The following is a 14,838-nucleotide window of genomic DNA, read 5'->3' as shown; positions in this document are numbered from 1 at the left end:
GATGCCGGACGCATCACGATCAGGCGGTCTCGTCGCGGCGGGGGAGCGTCGCGCGGCGGGGTGGTGCCAGGTCGAGCTCGGGCCGGTGGACGTCCTCGTCGAGCGCGTCGAGCAGCTCGGCCGACGTCAGAGGCCGGGCCGCCGTCTCGACGACGTCGACGGTGGGTGGGGCCGTCGACACCAGCTCCAGCTCGTGCATGCGGCGTGCCGTCACGAGGACGCGTGACTCGAGCGTGCCCACCATCGCGTTGTAGGCCTCGACCGAGCGCGACAGCTGGGCCCCGAGCCGGGTGGTGTGGCCGGCCAGGGTGCCGATGCGGGAGTAGAGCTCCTTGCCGAGCGCGAGCAGCTGGGCGGCATTGGTGGCCAGGGCGTCCTGCTGCCAGGTGAACGCGACCGTGCGGAGCAGCGCGAGCAGCGTCGCCGGCGAGGCGAGCACGACGTGCCGGGCGAGTGCGTCGTCATACAGCGTCGGGTCGTGCGCGAGACCGGCCGCCAGCACGGCGTCGGACGGCACGAAGCACACGACCATCTCGGGCGTGGTGGGGAAGGCGGTCCAGTAGGCCTTGGCGGCGAGCGTGTCGACGTGCCCCCGCAGGGCCCCGGCGTGGGCCCGCAGGTGGGCGGCGCGCTGGGTCTCGTCGAGGCCCTCGGCCTGCGCGGCGAGGAACCGCGTCAGGGGGGCCTTGGCGTCGATGACCAGCACCTTGCCGCCGGGGAGCCGGACGACCGCGTCGGGGCGCACCGCGGCGTCGTGCTCGCTCACCGCGCTCACCTGCTCGTCGAAGTCGCAGCGCGCCAGCAGGCCGGCGTGCTCGAGCAGGCGGCGCAGCTGCGCCTCGCCCCATGCTCCGCGCACGCTGCTGGACTGCAGCGAACCCGCGAGGGATGCCGTCTGTTCGCGCAGGGCCGCGGTCGTCGCGGACACCTCCTCGAGACGGCTGCCGAGGGCGCCATACTGCTGCTGCCTGTCGCGCTCGAGGGTCCCGACCGTCCGCTCCATGCGGGAGAGGGCCTCGCGCATCGGCCCCAGCGTCGCCGAGGTCTGCGAGTCCTCCGCGACCGTCGTCTCCAGGTCGAGGCAGCGCTCGCGCAGCAGGTCGCGCTCCGCCGTCACGCCGGCGAGCGCGGTGCGATCAGCCACGCCGGACCCCCGCAGCGCCAGCCAGGTGACCAGCGTGCCGAGGGCGATCCCGACGAGGAGCCCGATGACCAGGTTCACGTCCATGGCTGCAGCCAAGCACCCACCACCGACATACCCCTGCCGCCCCGCCGCCGCCACTGCCCGAAGCCGCGGCGACCAGGAGTGACGGCGCGAGCCACTAGACTCGCCTCCCGTGGCTCTTACTATCGGGATCGTCGGTCTGCCCAACGTCGGCAAGTCGACCATGTTCAACGCCCTGACCAAGAACAACGTGCTCGCCGCGAACTACCCCTTCGCGACCATCGAGCCCAACGTGGGCGTGGTCCCGCTGCCGGACCCCCGGCTCAAGGTGCTCGCGGGGGTGTTCGGCTCGGAGCGGATCCTGCCGGCCACCGTGTCCTTCGTCGACATCGCCGGCATCGTGCGCGGCGCGTCCGAGGGTGAGGGTCTGGGCAACAAGTTCCTCGCCAACATCCGCGAGTCCGACGCGATCTGCCAGGTCATCCGCGCGTTCAACGACGACGACGTCGTGCACGTCGACGGCAAGGTCTCGCCCGCCAGCGACATCGAGACCATCAACACCGAGCTGATCCTGGCCGACCTGCAGACTCTGGAGCGGGCGATCCCGCGCCTGGAGAAGGAAGTCAAGGGCAAGAAAACGGACAAGGCGATCCTCGACAACGCCCTGGCCGCGCAGAAGGTCCTCGAGGCAGGCGACACCCTCTTCGCCCGCGGCGAGGCCGCCGGCGTCGACTTGGCCGCGATCAAGGAGCTGTTCCTGCTCACGACCAAGCCCTTCCTCTACGTCTTCAACGTCGACGAGGACCAGCTGACCGACACCGAGCTGCAGTCGTCGCTGCAGGAGCTCGTGGCCCCCGCCGACGCGATCTTCCTCAACGCCAAGCTCGAGATGGATCTCGCCGAGCTCGACGAGGAGGAGGCGGCCGAGCTGCTGGAGTCCGTCGGTGTCACGGAGGCGGGCCTGGAGCAGCTGGCGCACAAGGGATTTCACACGCTCGGGCTGCAGACCTACCTCACGGCCGGGCCCAAGGAGTCGCGGGCCTGGACGATCCGCACGGGCTGGACCGCCCCGCAGGCCGCCGGCGTCATCCATACGGACTTCGAGCGCGGCTTCATCAAGGCCGAGGTCGTGTCGTATGACGACCTGGTCGCCACGGGGTCGATGCAGAAGGCCAAGGAGGCCGGCAAGGTGCGCATCGAGGGCAAGGACTACGTCATGAACGACGGCGACGTCGTCGAGTTCCGCTTCAACGTCTAACGTCTGCCAGTAGCCGAGATATCGGTAGTCCGGGGGGGATGGCTTGCCACGCTGTCCTCGTCGCTTGATGTTGGCCGCGGGCCGCGTCTGCTACGGTGATACCAATCGACCCCCTCCCAAGCCTCTCCAAGAAGCTCAAATGGGAGGGGCCTCTTTCTTTCCAGGGTGCCCCATGAAGCCGTCGCTGTCCTGGGACGAGCAGGTCGCCCTCTTGGTCAGCCGGGGCCTGGCCGTCCCCGATGCCACCAAGTGCGCCCGGTTCCTCGCAGCGGCGAACTACTACCGGTTCTCCGGCTACGCCCGGTACTTCCAGAAGGCTCCTCACCTCGGCGACGACGGCTTCCGGCCCGGCTGCACGTTCGAGGAGATCCGTGCTGTCTACGACGCCGACGAGGCGCTGCGCACCGCGCTCGTCCGGCCACTGGCCCGCGTCGAACTCATGCTCCGATCGCACACCGCCCGGGTCATCGCCGACGAGCACGGACCGTACGGCCGGTACCTCGAGGCCGACTTCTACACCGACGTCGGTGATCGCGAGCCGACCGTCGAGTCTTGCCTGCGCGACATCGAGCGCAGCCGGGACCGCCACATCCTGCGCTACCGGGGCGCTGGCGGCGACAGCGCTGACTTCAGCGAATTACCGGTGTGGTCGGCGGTCGAGGCCTGGTCGTTCGGCACGCTGTCCAAGGCGATCGAGCGAGGAGCCGGCGGCACGCTGGCCGACTCCGTTGCCACTAGCATCGGCGTCGCCAAGGCGGGCTTCGCCTATCGGGTGAAGGCCCTGGTCTACTTGCGCAACCGGTGCGCCCACCACAGCCGGCTGTGGCACCACTCCGTCATCGACGCCGGCCCGACGCCGAACAACGTGAGGAAGAAGGCGAAGAGAGAGGCCGGGCAGTTCGAGCCTCGGTCTGTGCTCGACGTCATCGCCTCCCTCGACGACATGACCGCCCGCGGCGGTGTCGCCGGCCCTCTGCTCCCGAAGCTCGCGGCCGAGCATGACCGGGCCTCGGAGTTCATGCAGGGCCTGGCCAAGCCGCAGAGTCCTCGCGACCACGCACGTGACACGCCAAGATGATCTGCTGAAGCGCGCGTGCGCGAATCATGTGTCATACTGAAGTTGCTGTCCCTGCCGAATCCGCGGCTCTGGACGCGGATTCAGGAGGTCCACGATGATTCCACTCTCACCCGCCGAGGCGCTCGGCAGTCACGCATCCGGGGTCCGCGATGTGCTCGTCGAGGTCGTTCGCTCTGTGCACGGCAGGTTTGCCGAGGCACACCTGGTGTCGGAGTCGCGGTACGCGATTGACTTCGGTAGCCAGTGGCGCGATCTGCTCGCCGATGCCAACGAGGCACTGGTTGACCGGGGCTTCCAGTCGCAAAAGTTTCGGCCGGCTGGATACAAGCTCCCCGTCGTCAATGACTGCTTGATCTACGTCTGGCGCATCCCGGACTGCGCTGACCCCGGTGACTTCGCGTCGAGTACGACGAAGAAGAACGGCTTCTCTGCTCAGCCGCCCGACCCCACCTTGTTCGATCCCGTCATCGGAGACGAGCCAGTCGAGCCCGAGCAGCCCGGGCTCGAGCGCGTGGTGCGAGCCGCCGGTGAGGTGATGCCGGTGGTGCTCGTTATCGTCCACTCCTCTCCCCGGCAGCTGCAGTCGATCGAATGGGCCGTCGCTGAGCTCGACGAGACGACCGGCAAGGTCAAGCGCCACGGCCAGGAAGCCATGTGGGAGCCGGAGCTCGTCGAGGCCGACGCGGCATCGGCTGGCGAGTCGTTCGACAGCGGCACCCCGGTGCCGCCTGGTATCGAGCCGCGAGAGCAGGAAGGCATAGACCCGGATGCGTGATGACACTCCGAGCCTGTTCGACGTCTCGGGCTCTGGGCAGACGCACGGACGCTTCGAGCCGGCGCGGCTGACCCAGGCCCGCGTCCGCCGCTCTGTGACCAAGACCGATCTGGCCGCTGAGGTGGGCGTCTCCGCCGCCGCAATCGGTCAGTACGAGGCCGGCGTCAACTCACCGCGCCCCGATGTCCTCGACCGCCTGGCAAAGGCGCTCGACGTCCGTCCTGGGTTCTTCGGCGTCGGACGCCCCCTGGCGCGCATCGACATGGTCAACGCTCACTTCCGGAGCCTGCGGACGGCCAAGGTGAGCGACCGTCAGAAGGCGTTGGCCACGGTCGCGCTGGTGTGGGAGCTGACGTTCGCGCTCGAACGGCACGTGAAGCTCCCTGAGGTCGACCTCCCGGAGGTCCATCCCGGCACCGCTCCCGCAGAAGCGGCCGCTCTGCTGCGCCGTCACTGGGGTCTGCCCGATGGTCCGGTCAAGCACCTGGTCGCCACGGCCGAGTCCCGAGGCATTGTGGTCGCCGTGCGACCTCTCGCCGAGATCGACACCGTCGATGCCTTCTCCGTCGTCATCGTCGACCGACCGATCATCATCACGACCCCGCGTCGGACTGAGAACGTGTTCAGGCATCGGTTCTCGATCGCGCACGAGGTCGGACACCTGCTGCTGCATGCCGATACCGCCGAGCACAGTGCTGCCATCGAGAAGGAAGCGGACGAGTTCGCCGCGGCCTTCCTCACTCCGGCTGCGTCCATGGACGCAGCCCTGCCGCAGCGGCTCGATCTCGCTGCCCTCGACCGCCTCGGCAGGACATGGGGGGTCTCACCGACCTCCCTGATCCGTCGGATGGTCGAGCGCGGGCGCACCACCGAGTCCTCGGCGCGGCGTGCCTACCAGCGGCTGTCGGCTGTCTACGACTCCAAGGCCGACCCGACCAGCGCCTATCCCGGCGAGGTGCCAACGCTGCTGAGGAAGGCCGCTGACCTCGCCGGTGACCACGGCGCGCCCGTACCGGCGCTTGCCGAAGCGTTGAAGATCAGCCCCTACCTGGTGCGCGACCTGCTGGGCGATGCCGACGAGCGCCCAGTGCTCCGCCTCGTCGGCAGTGACTGACCCTCCGGTCCCGCCGGATGGGGGCTGACTTGCCCAGGCCCGGCTTTGCCTCTCATCACCAACCAACGAAGGACCTTCATCGATGGCCTATCCCACCCTTGCGCTCCACCTGCTCATCTCGGCACCGGGAGACGTGCCCGTCCAGGACATGGCGACCATCCGCAAGACGATCAGCCAGTGGAACCTCAACCTCGGCCGCGTCGTCGCCCTCACCGTGCTGCCCGTGTCCTGGACCGAGCACGCGGTCGCCGAGTTCGGGGACCGCCCTCAGGCCATCCTCAACGACCAGATCGTTGAGGAGGCGGACTTCGCTGTCGCTCTCTTCTACGACCGCCTGGGCACTCCGACCGGTGAGGCAGATTCGGGTACGGCCGAAGAGATCAAGGTCCTCGTCGAGGCTGGCAAGTCGGTGGCGGTACTGGTGAATGCGTCCGCCAGACCGCCTCTCGGTGGTTCAGCCCTTGAAGAGCGGAAGCGCCTGACCGAGTACCTGACTGACCTGCGTAAGACCGCCCTCGTCTTCGAGTATGCCAACGAGGGCGACCTCATTAGCCACCTCAACAACTTCCTGAGCAGGGCTACTGCGCAGTTCCAACAGTCCGTCGAAGCCTCTAAAGATGAGGAACCGGCAGGGCCGGACCCCTCGGAAGGCGTGTGGCCGCGAGCCGAGGTTCGCGAGAGCGTGAAGACGGACAACAAGGGTCGGCTGAAGACCCAGCGGCACTGGTCGCTCGTGCTTCACAACACCTCGCGGGGACCGGCGTCCGACGTGGACTTCCAGTTCCTGGACCTGCCGGAGAATGCGATGTTCCGCGTGCATCGCGAGGAGGGTCCGCTCGGAACCATCCCGCCAGGTCAGGAAGCACGGTTCCCTCTGCTGCTCGCCATGGGGTCGCCAGACGCAGTCGATTGCGTGGTCACGTGGACCGACGCCTCGGGAAACGCCAGGGAGACGAGGGCAACAGTCCGAACCTGACGTTCCTAACCGTGGCGACGTGGTCGAGTTCCGGTTTAACGTCTAGCGTTAATGACGCTTCGCGTTATATGCTGGTCTCGTGATCAGATCGTTCGGGAGCAAGGATACCGAACGCATCTGGCACGAGCAGTACGTCAAGCGCGTCGACCGGACGGTGCTGCGGGCGACCCTGCGGAAGCTCGAGCTGATCCATGCGGCGAAGGATGTCGAGGACCTCCGGGTCCCGCCGGGGAACCGCTTGTAGCTTCTGGTCGGCGATCGTCGCGGACAGCACGGCATCCGCGTGAACGCGCAATGGCGACTCTGCTTCGTCTGGAGAGATGGAGGTGCAGAAGATGTCGAACTCGTCGACTACCACTGAGGCGGACTTGATTCAGCCGATCCACCCGGGAGAGATCCTGATGGAGGACTTCATCGAGGGCTTCGGGATCACGCAGAACAAGCTGGCCGTGTCCATCGGTGTGCCGCCGCGACGGATCAACGAGATCGTGCACGGCAAGCGAGGGATCACGGCTGACACGGCCATTCGTCTGGCGCGGTACTTCGGGACGTCAGAGGAGCTCTGGATGAACCTGCAGTCGAACTACGAGCTGCGGCTCGAGCGGCGGGCGCTGCGCGACAAGGTCGCTGCGATCACGCCGTTGCATGTCGCATGACCGGGCATCTCGTCGTGATCTCCGGTCTTCCCGGCGTCGGAAAGACAAGGGCTGCCGAGATCGCCGCCGCGAGCACAGGCTCGATGCATCTGTCCATCGACGCCACGGCAACGCGGACTGCGGATGAAGTCGCAGACGCACTCACCGCGCGCCTCGGCGCAAGACGAGGCCCGTCTCGCTGATGGTTCTCTGTACCGAAACGCGGTGGAATTCCGGTTCGACGTGAAGTTCAGATGGAGACCGTCATGCTCCCGAATCCCCATGTGGTGCGCCGAGGCGCCGGAACGCCGGTGCTGTTCATCCACGGCAACGGAGTCGATCATCGGCTGCTGAGCGATCTCGACGACGTCTTCGCCAGTGATGACGGGGATGGGTGGGAGCGCATCTATGTCGACCTTCCTGGGTTCGGGCAGACCCCGCCGCTGATCGGGCGGGGCGGCCTGCCTGACGTTGCGGATTGGCTTGACGAGCTGACCTCCGAGCTGATCGGTTCCTCGTCGTTCGCCGTCGTCGCGAACTCGCTGGGGGGTCTGCTCGCGAGGGACCTGGTGGCGCGCCGACCGGCGCAATGCCTCGGGATGGCCCTCCTGGCACCGGTCGTCGATCCCGCGCACGAGCGCCGGACGGTGCCCGAGCGGTGCGTGCTCGTCGAGGACCACGATCTCCTGGCCTCGATCGCACCTGCGGACGCCGTGACGTACGCAGAAATGGCCGTCCTGCAGAGTCGCGAGAACTGGCTCCGGTTCCAGCGAGCCGCACTCCCTGGAATCACTGCGGCCGACGACGACGCGATGCGTCGCATCGGCGATCTCTACGACCTCCCGCATTCGAACGAGGACAGGCTTGTGCTGGACCGCCCCGTGCTTGTCGTCGCGGGCAAGCAGGACCACATCGTCGGCTACGAGGATCAAGACGCGCTGTCGAGGCGGTTCCCTCGATCGACGTATGCGGCGCTCGACGGTGCCGGGCATAACGTCCATCTCGATCAACCGGAACTGGTCCGTGCTCTCCTGCGTGAGTGGAGGAGCGCGGTGACCATGGAAGCAGCGATCGCGTAGCGCAAGCTCGGCCCGTTGAGGATCGGCAGCCACGAGGGGTAGTTGAACACGTCATGTTCCGGAGCGACGCGACGTCGTCGAGTTCCGTTTCAACGTGTAGGCCAAAGGGCCAGCCTGGAAGCCTGGCTCCGCCCCCAGCCCGCCGGCTCACTCGTTCTCTTCCTCGGCCCTCAGGCCGCCCCCGCCACTCCCGGCCTGCCCGTAGCACGTGCGCTACGCTCGGTGGTATGAGCGCGATCGAGCCTCCTGCGGAGAGCCTGTCGCAGCGTGAGCTGCGCAACGAGTCCGGGCGTGTGCTGCGGGCGGTGAGCGAGGGCCACTCCTTCGTCCTGACCAACAGCGGGGTTCCCGTGGGCCGGATCGTCCCGCTCGACAGGCCTCTTCCAGCGCTGCCGATCGCGCGCCCGGCGCGTCGCACCGGAGGGTGGACGGCGTTGGCGATCGAGCGCAGGAGTGGCGCCCGGAGCCTCGCCGAGCCCCTCGACGACCTTCGCGAGGATCGGTTGTGACCTCGAGCGGGGTCGTCTACGTCGACACGTCCGCTCTCGCGGCACTGCTCATCGACCAGCCAGAGAGTGCTGCGCTCCTGGACTGGCTCGACTCGACGGCAGCCGAGCTCGTCTCGAGCGACCTGCTGGAGACGGAGCTGCGCCGGGTCGCGGTCCGCGAGGGGCTCGACCAGTCAGACGTGACGCGACTCCTCGACGGCGTCGCCCTCGCAGCCCTCGATCGAGCCGTCTATCGAGGTGCCGGCTACCTGCCCATGCCCTACCTGCGGACCCTGGATGCCTTGCACCTCGAGGCGGCCATCCGGCTCGATGCCTCGGCGGTCCTCACCTACGACCGCAGGCTCGGCGAGGCGGCCAGGGCTGCCGGCCTGGACGTGATCGCCCCGGCTGGGCCCCCCGGCGCGCCGCCCCGCCCAGCCTGAGGGTCAGAGAGTCCGCTCGGGAGGAGGGCCGGCCGTCACATGTAGATCATGCGGCTGAGCCGGACGGCGTAGTCGGAGTCGAGTCCTGCAGCCGGGTCCTCCATGCGCTCGTTCAGGATCGCCGCCGCGAAGTCCCGGCGCTTCGGCAGGCGCTCGCGCTGCGCGGACTCCAGCGCCGCAGGGAGCTCGGCCGCGGTCAGCTCGGTGCAGTACGCGGGTGAGCCCGGCTGCTGGCGCCACGAGTCGGCGATCGAACCCGCGTCCACGGCGTCGAAGCCCGAGTCGTCCATCAGGGTGGCGGCGACCTCCTTGGCGCGCGGGTCGTCGCCTGCGATGGGGATGGCGAGGCGGTCGGGGTGCCCGGCGGGCAGGGCGCGGTCGGCAAAGGTGCCGGAGCCCACGGCGTTCCAAGCCTTCACGATGGGGCGACCCAGCTGCTGGGATGCCCACTCGCTCTCCCAGAGCCTGGGGGAGACATGGATGATCGTGATGTGTCGACGATGCCCGTCGACGGCGTGCTCGGCCTGGCCGCCGTCGGTCCGACCGTCCTGTCTCGTGCCGGGCTGGAGCGCATCGGCTACGCCGACGTGTTCACCATGAGGGTGCCGGGCGCAGCGGCGACGCCGGAGCAGTGGGCTCGAGCGATGTTCGGCGACGTGCCGACCGTGGGGGAGCAGTTCATCTGGCAGGGACTGCTGCAGCTGCGACTGGTCCCCGGGCGATCGGGCTCGGCGGTCGCGGGGTGGCAGATCGCGGCGCGCGGCGAGGACTGGATTCGGCTCGAGGCCCGGTCCTGGGACATGGCTGTCAACCTGATCGTGCGCGCGACGCCGTCGGAGGTCTCGCTGGCCACGCTGATCCGCTACGACCGGTTGCCTGCCTCCCAGGTCTGGACGGTGCTCTCGGCGGTCCATCGCCGGCTGGCGCCGGGCCTGCTCCGGGCTGCTGCCACCGCCCTGGCGAGGGTTGATCGAGGGTCAGGTCAGGTCGGGTCATGAGGTCGCGGCGTGCCGTCCTGGGCGTCGAGCAGGCGCTCGATGGTCGCCCGCAGCTCGCGCGCATGACGTGAGATCACCAGCCACACAATGTCGTAGTCGACCGCGTCGTGCTCGTGCGCGATGCGGTGACGCATCCCGATCGCACGACGCCAGGTGGGGTCGCCCTGACGCTCGTCCAGGAAGCCCTCGGGCAGTCGGCGCACCGCCTCGCCCAGCTTGAGGACCACGGAGTCCGCGGCGAGCTTCGGCACCTCGAGGTCGGGGTCGCTGTCATACCACTCTCGGCCCCGGGCAGCGATCGCCTCCGCTCGGTGGCACAGGCGGACGATGTCGGTGAGGCGGGCGATGGTGGGTGCGGACAAGGCAGGTTCCCGCGTCATACGGGCACCGCCGAGGTCGCGATCTCATGACCGGTCCGCAGCGACCGAGACGTCACGATGTCGACCGGCACCTCCAGCAGGTCCTCGAGCTCCGCGGCGGCGTCGATGATGTCGAGCAGATCCAGGTCGTCGGCAGCGTCGACGAGCAGATCGAGATCGCTCCGGGTGGCATCGGAGGCGGTCGCGGCCGAGCCGAAGACCCGGGGGTTCGTCATTCGATGCTGCTCCAGCACCCGCACGACCGCGTCTCGATGTCTGGCCAGCGCCTCTCGGGGCAACGGGCGCAGCGCCGCCACGAGTCGCTCCTACGACGCTGCCGACGGGCGCCGTCGTCCTGACTCGTAGGCCGCGATGTTGGGCTGCGCCACACCGCTTCGGGCAGCCAGGGCCGTCTGGGTGAGCCCAGCGCGCAGTCGCCGCTCCCGGAGATCGTCCACGCTGAGATTATATCGCTCGATATAAAGCCCCTCGCCTCCCGCAGGACTAATGCGCGCGTCAACGACGTTGAGGGGCCCATGAAGGCCTTCGGTTTCCTCAGCTTCGGGCACTACGGGTCCGGACGTGGCCCGGGCGACCCCAGCGCTGGCCAGTCGCTCAAGGACGCGATCGAGATCGCCCGGGGCGCGGACGAGCTGGGCGTCAACGGGGCCTACTTCCGCGTGCACCACTTCGCGCGCCAGTCAGCCAGCCCCATGCCGCTGCTCGCCGCCATCGCCGCGACCACCGAGCGGATCGAGGTCGGCACCGGCGTCATCGACATGCGCTACGAGAACCCGCTCTACCTCGCCGAGGAGGCCGCCCAGCTCGACCTCATCGCCGACAACCGGATCGCCCTCGGCATCAGTCGCGGGTCGCCCGAGCCGGCGCTGCGCGGGTGGGAGGCCTTCGGCTACACCGGGTCCCGGGACCCGCGCGGTGCCGACCTGGCGCGCGACAAGTTCGCGACGTTCATGCGGGCCGTCCGCGGGGACCGGCTGGTCGACGCCGACCCCGCCCAGCACGGCCCCGGCCAGCGGCTGCGGGTCGAGCCGCACTCGCCGGGTCTCGCCGACCGCGTCTGGTGGGGCGCCGGCACGCGTGAGACCGCCTCGTGGGCAGGGGAGCTCGGCGTCAACCTGATGAGCTCCACGCTGCTGACCGAGGCGACGGGGGAGTCCTTCGGCGACCTGCAGCGCGAGCAGATCGAGCGCTACCGCGCCGCCTTCACGGCTGCGGGGCACGGCCGCGTGCCGCGAGTCTCGGTGAGCCGCAGCGTCTTTCCGATCGTCGACAGCCGTGACCTCGTCTGGGGTCAGCTGCGCGGAGGGTCCGGGGACCAGGTCGGCGTCATCGACGGATTCACCGCGACCTTCGGCAAGTCGTATGTCGGAGAACCGGATCGGCTCGTCGCGGAGCTCCAGGCGGACGCCGCCGTGAGGGCCGCGGACACCCTGATGCTGACCATCCCGTCGCAGCTCGGGCCCGAGGCCAACCTGCGCATCCTGCAGACCTTCGCCGAGCACGTGGCGCCGGCCCTCGGGTGGGAGCCCAACCAGGACGGCCCGGTCAGCGGCTACGCCGAGCTGCCGCGCTGAGCCGCCGAGCCATCGCACCCGCACTCGCCGTCCCGTCACCGCGCGACGCACAGCGACGAGCGCGTGGTCATCCGTCGCGGGGTGACAGCCAGCCCGCGAGGCGACGGGCGCTGACGGCATACGGCATCGACCCGGTCGCCACCTCCACGACCAGGTCGTAGACCTCGTCGTCGGGTCCGTCGACCACCCATCCGTTGATCCAGCAGAAGGTCACGGTCGCCAGCCAACCGAGGCGCTTGTTGCCGTCGACCAGCGGGTGGTTGCGGGTGATCGACTCCAGAAGGACGGCGGCCTTCTCCTCGACGGCGGGGTAGGCGTCCCTGCCGCCGACCCAGGTGCGGGGCCGGTGGGCGGCGGCATCGAGCAGGCCGACGTCCACGACCGGGCCGACCTCCAGCTGGTCGGCCAGCCCGAGCAGGTCGTCCAGCTCGAGGTAGCGGGTCGTCATTCGCCGAGGCGCCGCAGCACGTCGGCGTAGCGCTCCCGACCCCAGGCTGATCCGGCAGCGACGTCGGCACGGTGCATCCGCCGGGAGGCGGCCTCGTGGATGGCGCGCACGACGGCCTCCTGCTTGGAGACGCCCTCCGCGCGCGCGAGCTCGGTCAGGGTGGCGTCCTGCTCCGGGGTGAGTCGTAGGTTCATGGCCATGCTCCATGGTACCTCCATGGTACCTCCGTGGTACCACGCGTCGGGTCAGGTGTTGCGCCGAGCGGCTCGGCGAGGGCCTGCGCTGAGCCGGTGCGCCAGGACCAGCACCACGAGCGTCACGAGGCCGGTCCACAGGGCGGGGCGTGAGGCCGAGCCGACCCCGAGGAGCACCAGCACGCCGACCATGAACGCGACGGCGGCCCAGCTGGCGACCGGCCACCCGGGCACGGGGAAGCCGCCGGGGGAGAGCTCGCTACGGGCGATCTGCCGCTTCATGGCGACGTGCGAGAGCAGGATCATCAGCCAGACGAAGACCGTCGCGAAGCTCGCCACCGACGCCACGAGCATGAACACGCCCTCAGGCCCCAGGACGTTGAGCACGAGCCCCACCGTCAGCGCCGCCGCCACGAAGCCCACGGCCGCCACCGGCACCCCGCGACCGTTGGTGCGCGCCAGCGCTCGCGGCGCGTCGCCCTGCTCCGCGAGGCCGTGCAGCATGCGGCCGATCGAGAAGGTGATGGCGTTGAGCGCCGAGAAGGCCGCGGTGATGACGACGGCGTTGAGCACGTTCGCGGCGGCGGGCAGCCCCACGGCGTCAAAGATCTGCACGAACGCGCTCGACCGCCCGTCCACCGTGGTCCACGGCGCGAGGCAGAGGATGACGCCGATGGCGCCGACGTAGAAGAGCAGGACGCGCCAGGGGATGGTGTTGATGGCGCGCGGGATGGCGTGCCCGGGGTCCTCGGCCTCCGCGGCGGACAGCCCCAGCGTCTCGATCCCGCCGAACGCGAACACCACGACGGTGAGCGAGACCAGCGCGCCCCACAGCCCGTATGGCGCGAAACCGCCATGCGCCCAGAGGTTCTCGACCGTCGGGTGGCTGCCGCCGGGGACCTGCAGGCCGAGCGCGAGGATCGTGAGACCGGCGGCGATCATCGCGATGATCGCGGTGACCTTGATCAGCGAGAGCCAGAACTCCGTCTCGCCGAAGACCTTCACGTGGATGAGGTTGAGGCCGGTGACCAGGGCGATCGCGCCGACCACCCACACCCAGCCCGGCACCTCCGGCCACCAGTGGCCGAGATAGATCGTGAGGGCGGTGACGTCGGCGACGGCCACGACCAGCATCTCGATGACGAACATCCAGCCGGTCACGAAGCCGCCGAGCGGCCCGAGGTAGGTGCGCGCGTAGCGCCCGAAGGACCCGGCGCCGGGGTCGCGGACGGCCATCTCGCCGAGCGCCCGCATCACGAGGAACACCGCGAGTCCCGCTGCGACATAACCCAGGAGGACCGCCGGCCCCGCCATCCGGATGGCGTCGGCGGAGCCGTAGAACAAGCCCGTCCCGATCGCCGAGCCCAGCGCGATGAACTGCACGTGCCGCGTCGTCAGCCCGCGCGCGAGGGTGTGGTGGGGCACGGGCGCCGGGCCCTGCGGGGGTTCGCTCTGCCGGGTGGACGAGCGGCGGCTCGGTGACGACACGGTGGTCCTTCCTCGTGGGCAACCCTCCCAGGCTAGTCCGCAGACCTCTGCGTATGACGGGGGTGTCCGGGGTATGCGCCTCGACGAATCGCACGCCGGCACCACGAGGAGGCAGCAGTGGACATCACCGAGATCATCCTGGAGCAGCACGCGCAGCAGCGAGCGGCATTCGCGCAGCTGGAGGAGTTCCCCAAGAAGGACGTCGAGGGGCTCGAGGCGCTGTGGGAGCGGCTGGTGATCTTCCTGGAGACCCACGCCGAGGCCGAGGAGCGCTACTTCTATCCCCACCTGCTCGAGAAGGGGACCGGTGCGGCGGACGCCGACGACGGCACCGTCGAGGGCGAGGTCGAGGACGCGATCAAGGACCACAACAAGATCCGCGACGCGATCGGCCGGGCCGACGAGGCCAAGGTGGGCTCGGACGAGTGGTGGCAGGCCGTCACCGACGCCGACATCGCCAACTCCGAGCACATGGGCGAGGAGGAGCGGCAGGACCTGCGCGACTTCCGGGACCACGCGAGCCTGCAGCTGCGGCACGACATCGCGGTGGAGTTCCTCCGCTACCAGGCGACCAAGGCGGCGACCGGCATCGAGCCGGTCAACAAGGACGCCGAGGAGTACGTCGAGGACCCGGAGGCCGAGCTGGAGGAGGCCGAGGGCAAGGCCGAGCCCGCGAAGAAGGCCTCCGCGAAGAAGGCTTCTCCCAAGAAGTAGGACAACAGCCTGTCGTCAGGGCCGTCCGGCC

Annotated in this window: 21 protein-coding genes; 13 read left to right on the top strand and 8 right to left on the bottom strand. The window is 69.3% G+C overall.

Annotated elements, in window-relative coordinates; all coding sequences use genetic code 11:
- Positions 1 to 19: 19 nt before the first annotated feature.
- Positions 20 to 1,228: a DNA recombination protein RmuC gene (locus tag B4K29_RS03430; protein ID WP_286957693.1), complete on the bottom strand. Its 1,209-nt coding sequence runs from the start codon at positions 1,226 to 1,228 to the stop codon at positions 20 to 22.
- A 109-nt stretch (positions 1,229 to 1,337) separates the two neighbouring features.
- Here B4K29_RS03430 and ychF point away from each other — a divergent pair, with 109 nt between their 5' ends.
- From ychF to B4K29_RS03375, 10 genes are all read left to right on the top strand, one after another.
- On the top strand, positions 1,338 to 2,423 hold the full coding sequence (gene ychF, locus B4K29_RS03425) for a redox-regulated ATPase YchF (protein ID WP_019286231.1): 1,086 nt from the start codon (positions 1,338 to 1,340) through the stop codon (positions 2,421 to 2,423).
- Between the two features lie 172 nt (positions 2,424 to 2,595).
- The gene (locus B4K29_RS03420; RefSeq protein WP_286957689.1) at positions 2,596 to 3,501 is read left to right on the top strand and encodes an Abi family protein; all 906 of its coding nucleotides are present in this window, start codon (positions 2,596 to 2,598) and stop codon (positions 3,499 to 3,501) included.
- A gap of 94 nt (positions 3,502 to 3,595) precedes the next feature.
- The gene (locus B4K29_RS03415) at positions 3,596 to 4,276 is read left to right on the top strand and encodes a hypothetical protein (protein WP_286957688.1); all 681 of its coding nucleotides are present in this window, start codon (positions 3,596 to 3,598) and stop codon (positions 4,274 to 4,276) included.
- Positions 4,269 to 5,390: a helix-turn-helix domain-containing protein gene (locus B4K29_RS03410; protein ID WP_286957686.1), complete on the top strand. Its 1,122-nt coding sequence runs from the start codon at positions 4,269 to 4,271 to the stop codon at positions 5,388 to 5,390. The genes B4K29_RS03415 and B4K29_RS03410 overlap by 8 nt, the downstream gene beginning before the upstream one ends.
- Before the next feature lie 82 nt (positions 5,391 to 5,472).
- Entirely contained in the window at positions 5,473 to 6,366 is an 894-nt protein-coding gene (locus B4K29_RS03405; RefSeq protein WP_286957684.1) for a hypothetical protein, read from the top strand.
- 79 nt (positions 6,367 to 6,445) lie between these two features.
- The gene (locus B4K29_RS03400) at positions 6,446 to 6,610 is read left to right on the top strand and encodes a type II toxin-antitoxin system RelE/ParE family toxin (RefSeq protein WP_286957679.1); all 165 of its coding nucleotides are present in this window, start codon (positions 6,446 to 6,448) and stop codon (positions 6,608 to 6,610) included.
- 91 nt (positions 6,611 to 6,701) lie between these two features.
- Positions 6,702 to 7,022, top strand: coding sequence for a HigA family addiction module antitoxin (locus B4K29_RS03390; protein WP_029210309.1), 321 nt, complete (start codon positions 6,702 to 6,704; stop codon positions 7,020 to 7,022).
- 233 nt (positions 7,023 to 7,255) lie between these two features.
- Positions 7,256 to 8,080: an alpha/beta fold hydrolase gene (locus tag B4K29_RS03385; RefSeq protein ID WP_286957677.1), complete on the top strand. Its 825-nt coding sequence runs from the start codon at positions 7,256 to 7,258 to the stop codon at positions 8,078 to 8,080.
- A gap of 227 nt (positions 8,081 to 8,307) precedes the next feature.
- Positions 8,308 to 8,589, top strand: coding sequence for a type II toxin-antitoxin system Phd/YefM family antitoxin (locus tag B4K29_RS03380; RefSeq protein WP_286957675.1), 282 nt, complete (start codon positions 8,308 to 8,310; stop codon positions 8,587 to 8,589).
- Positions 8,586 to 9,011: a type II toxin-antitoxin system VapC family toxin gene (locus tag B4K29_RS03375; protein ID WP_029210311.1), complete on the top strand. Its 426-nt coding sequence runs from the start codon at positions 8,586 to 8,588 to the stop codon at positions 9,009 to 9,011. Before B4K29_RS03380 ends, B4K29_RS03375 begins: the two co-directional genes overlap by 4 nt.
- A gap of 35 nt (positions 9,012 to 9,046) precedes the next feature.
- Here the strand turns inward: B4K29_RS03375 and B4K29_RS03370 are convergent, their stop codons facing one another.
- Entirely contained in the window at positions 9,047 to 9,430 is a 384-nt protein-coding gene (locus B4K29_RS03370; RefSeq protein WP_156911108.1) for an NADPH-dependent F420 reductase, read from the bottom strand.
- Between the two features lie 72 nt (positions 9,431 to 9,502).
- Between B4K29_RS03370 and B4K29_RS03365 the strand changes: the two genes are divergently transcribed.
- Positions 9,503 to 10,009: a hypothetical protein gene (locus B4K29_RS03365; protein ID WP_286966380.1), complete on the top strand. Its 507-nt coding sequence runs from the start codon at positions 9,503 to 9,505 to the stop codon at positions 10,007 to 10,009.
- Here B4K29_RS03365 and B4K29_RS03360 read toward each other — a convergent pair.
- The 3 genes from B4K29_RS03360 to B4K29_RS18395 are packed head-to-tail and all read right to left on the bottom strand — an operon-like array spanning position 9,994 to position 10,826.
- Positions 9,994 to 10,371 carry a DUF86 domain-containing protein gene (locus B4K29_RS03360; RefSeq protein ID WP_286966379.1) on the bottom strand — a complete coding sequence of 126 codons (378 nt, stop codon included), beginning with the start codon at positions 10,369 to 10,371 and terminating at the stop codon, positions 9,994 to 9,996. The genes B4K29_RS03365 and B4K29_RS03360 overlap by 16 nt on opposite strands.
- A gap of 14 nt (positions 10,372 to 10,385) precedes the next feature.
- Positions 10,386 to 10,685 (bottom strand): nucleotidyltransferase domain-containing protein, encoded by a 300-nt coding sequence (locus B4K29_RS03355; protein ID WP_240483921.1) that lies wholly within the window; start codon positions 10,683 to 10,685, stop codon positions 10,386 to 10,388.
- A gap of 9 nt (positions 10,686 to 10,694) precedes the next feature.
- Positions 10,695 to 10,826, bottom strand: a complete 132-nt coding sequence (locus B4K29_RS18395; protein ID WP_376786849.1) for a helix-turn-helix transcriptional regulator — start codon at positions 10,824 to 10,826, stop codon at positions 10,695 to 10,697.
- 78 nt (positions 10,827 to 10,904) lie between these two features.
- Here B4K29_RS18395 and B4K29_RS03350 point away from each other — a divergent pair, with 78 nt between their 5' ends.
- Entirely contained in the window at positions 10,905 to 11,963 is a 1,059-nt protein-coding gene (locus B4K29_RS03350) for an LLM class flavin-dependent oxidoreductase (protein ID WP_286966378.1), read from the top strand.
- A gap of 67 nt (positions 11,964 to 12,030) precedes the next feature.
- Here the strand turns inward: B4K29_RS03350 and B4K29_RS03345 are convergent, their stop codons facing one another.
- Genes B4K29_RS03345 through B4K29_RS03335 form a run of 3 tightly spaced genes read right to left on the bottom strand, consistent with a single transcriptional unit; the run spans position 12,031 to position 14,093 of the window.
- A complete protein-coding gene (locus B4K29_RS03345) occupies positions 12,031 to 12,411 on the bottom strand; it encodes a type II toxin-antitoxin system death-on-curing family toxin (RefSeq protein WP_286966377.1) in 381 nt (126 codons plus the stop codon).
- Complete coding sequence (locus B4K29_RS03340) at positions 12,408 to 12,605, bottom strand: ribbon-helix-helix protein, CopG family (RefSeq protein ID WP_019286219.1); 198 nt, start codon at positions 12,603 to 12,605, stop codon at positions 12,408 to 12,410. The genes B4K29_RS03345 and B4K29_RS03340 overlap by 4 nt, the downstream gene beginning before the upstream one ends.
- A 51-nt stretch (positions 12,606 to 12,656) precedes the next feature.
- Positions 12,657 to 14,093, bottom strand: a complete 1,437-nt coding sequence (locus B4K29_RS03335) for an amino acid permease (RefSeq protein ID WP_286966376.1) — start codon at positions 14,091 to 14,093, stop codon at positions 12,657 to 12,659.
- A 117-nt stretch (positions 14,094 to 14,210) separates the two neighbouring features.
- On the opposite strand from B4K29_RS03335, the gene B4K29_RS03330 reads away from it, so the two are divergent.
- Positions 14,211 to 14,807: a hemerythrin domain-containing protein gene (locus B4K29_RS03330; protein WP_286966375.1), complete on the top strand. Its 597-nt coding sequence runs from the start codon at positions 14,211 to 14,213 to the stop codon at positions 14,805 to 14,807.
- Positions 14,808 to 14,838 lie beyond the last annotated feature (31 nt).

This window comes from Arsenicicoccus sp. UBA6765 (assembly GCF_002453335.1).
Classification (GTDB): Bacteria; Actinomycetota; Actinomycetes; order Actinomycetales; family Dermatophilaceae; genus Arsenicicoccus; species Arsenicicoccus bolidensis.
The sequence above is the reverse complement of the archived record's forward strand: the minus strand, read 5'-3'. Positions and strand labels throughout refer to the sequence as shown.